Here is a 3179-nt window from a genome sequence, read left to right as displayed (position 1 = left end):
CAGTGGCAACGTGACTTTAACCTTAACGACAAATGATCCTGATGGTGCAGGGCCGTGTACTGCAGCTACATCTACTGTAGTTATTACGGTGAATGGGCTGCCAGTTGTAAATGCTATAACAGGCCCTTCAAATGTTTGCCCTGGTAATAATATTACTTTAAGCAACACTACAACAGGTGGTGTTTGGTCAAGTTCTGATGTTACAATTGCGTCTATTTCATCTACTGGTATTGTAACTGGCATTACTTCAGGCTCAGCAACAATAAATTATTCTGTAACAAATTCAAATAATTGTACTAAAACTGTTTCTTATAATATTACTGTTAATAATGCTCCGACAGTTTCAGTTCCGACTCCCGCTGCATTTTGTTCTGGGGGAAGTGTAACCCTAACAGCAACCGGAGATGCAACAAGCTATACATGGAGCCCGGCTGAAGGATTGTCTATTACGACCGGAACTACTGTAATTGCCAGCCCTAATGTTACTACAACTTATACTGTCACAGGTACGGGAGCCAATGGTTGTACCACTTCCACAAATGTTACTGTAACAGTAATTGAAGGACCTGTAGGAAATTTATCTTCTACTCCACCAGTTTGTTATGGCAACAACAGCGGCACCCTCACTTTGACAAACTATACTGGTACAATTATCCGGTGGGAATCATCAACAGATGGAGGAGGTACCTGGACTACTATTAATAATACTACAACTACACAATCCTATTCTAACCTGACTCAAACTACAATTTACAGGGTTGTACTTACATTAAATGGATGTACCAATTATTCAAGTATTGGAATAATTCCTGTAAACCCGTTATTTGTGCCTACAGTAAGTGCTACTCCACCTATAATTTGCCTGGGCCAAACTGCACAATTAACAGCAAGTAATTATAGCCAGCCTCCATTCCCTATTGAAGATTTCGGAAGTGCTAATCCGGCAGGCTGGAGTGGAAATGAAGCTAATAATAATAACCAGGATCCTAATAGTGATTGGGCTGAATCTGGTAATGGTAAAACTTATAATGGAGTTAATTATAATTCTAATGCTCCTCCTACCAATACCAAGTTTATGATCGTTACTGGTACAACAGATGGAGCGGACAGAACTTCTACATTGATCACACCTCCATTTAGTTTAGTTGGAACGATTAACCCAAGATTTAATTACTATACTGCATTAAACTTTAATGCCGGAACTTCTGCCACTGTGGACATTTCTTTAGATGGTGGTGTTACCTGGATTAACTTAAAGACGTATACCGGACCTACAAATTTGGGGAATCCAGATAATAATTGGGCACAGGAATCAATCGACCTCAGTGCTTATATAGGTAAGAATAATTTAAAGGTCAGGTTTAATTATGTAGGAACCGCTGGAAGTAACTGGGCCATTGATAATGTGGGAGTGGCCGCTACTTTTCAACCTGTAACCTATCAATGGTCCCCTATAACTTATTTGACTCCTTCTAATGGACAAGGTCAGACAGTGACAACCACTCCAACGGTTGATGGGACTTTTAATTATTGTGTAGTGGCTACTTCTGCAGTGGGTTGTTCAAGTCCTCCCGTATGCGTGGATGTTGTTGTAAAGCCATTGCCAACCTGTGGTATTTCCGGACCAACAACAGTTTGTCCAGGTTCTACTTCAGTTTTTAGCGGGCCCGCAACTTCAGGTTATACTTACCAATGGACAATTACTGGTGGTGGTACTATTTCTGGTTCATCAACAAGTCAAACGGTTACGGTTATTGCAAACAATAGTTGTGGAAGTTATGTTTTAACCCTTGTTACCAGGTTAAATGGATGTAACAGTAATCCATGTACCTATACGGTAAATGTTGTAGATACAGAAAAACCTGTTATTAATGGACAAACCTCTATACCTAATTTAGGTTGTAATCCTCCTTCGCCAACTAGTGCATTTATAACTCCAACAGTTACTGATAATTGTCCGGCACCATTAAGTTTAAAATCCGGGTATCCACTTACAAGTTCTGTTACAACAGTTAATTGTGCCAGTTCACAAACAAGGACATGGATATATGTAGATGTTTGTGGAAATGAAAGTTTGCCATTTGTACAGACTATTTCCTGGACATCCGATGTTGTCAAACCAGTTATTTCGTTGACGGCGGCTGGTTCACTAAGTTGTAATGCAACTGCAGCCCAGGTAGCAGCTGCCTTTGGCACAGCTTCGGTAACGGATAATTGCTCCTCCGGATTAACTGCAACGGGCACCATTGCACCAGAAGTAGTGACTGGTTGCCAGGTATCAGTAACGAAGAACTGGACGGTAACGGATAATTGTGGAAATACAGGAAATGCCTCACAGACTGTTACATTTACCAGGGATAATACTCCTCCGGTTATTTCATTGACGGCTGCAGGTTCTCTAAGTTGTAATGCAACTGCAGCCCAGGTAGCAGCTGCCTTTGGCACAGCCAGCGTAACAGATAATTGCTCCACAGGATTAATCGCCACAGGTACTGTTGCTGCGGAAGTGGTGAATGGTTGCCAGGTATCCGTAACAAAGAACTGGACGGTAACGGATGGCTGTAGCAATACCGGCACTGCTTCACAAACGATCACCTTTACAAGAGATAATACTGCACCTTCCATTACCCTTGCACCAGCGGCCACTGTAAACTGTAATGCCACAGCCTCGGATGTTGCAGCAGCTTTTGGTGCAGCCAGTGTAACGGATAACTGCACCACTGGTTTAACGGCCACAGGTACTGTTGCTGCGGAAGTTGTGAATGGCTGCCAGGTATCGGTAACGAAGAACTGGACTGTGACGGATGGTTGCGGCAATACCGGCACTGCTTCACAGACGATCACCTTTACAAGAGATAATAATGCACCAGTCATCACCCTTGGTGCTGCTGGCACTGTGAATTGTAATGCAACTGCAGCCCAGGTAGCAGCTGCCTTTGGCACAGCTTCGGTAACTGATAATTGCTCCACTGGTTTAACAGCCACAGGAACTGTTGCTGCGGAAGTGGTGAATGGTTGCCAGGTATCGGTTACAAAGAACTGGACTGTGACGGATGGTTGCGGCAACACAGGAACTGCCTCACAGACGATCACCTTTACAAGAGATAATACAGCACCTACTGTAACCGGTCAGGCCACAGTAACAGGTACACAGTGTAATGTGCAGCCTGCGTTTGTAG

At 43.2% G+C, this 3179-nt stretch carries 1 protein-coding gene; it reads left to right on the top strand.

Features of this window, described 5'->3' with window-relative positions; all coding sequences use genetic code 11:
* Positions 1 to 3179 (top strand): HYR-like domain-containing protein (locus BP74_RS21565; protein ID WP_496377626.1); only part of this gene is annotated, 3179 nt, incomplete at both ends.

Source organism: Flavisolibacter ginsengiterrae DSM 18136 (assembly GCF_059568575.1).
This window is presented reverse-complemented; position numbering and strand designations above follow the sequence as displayed.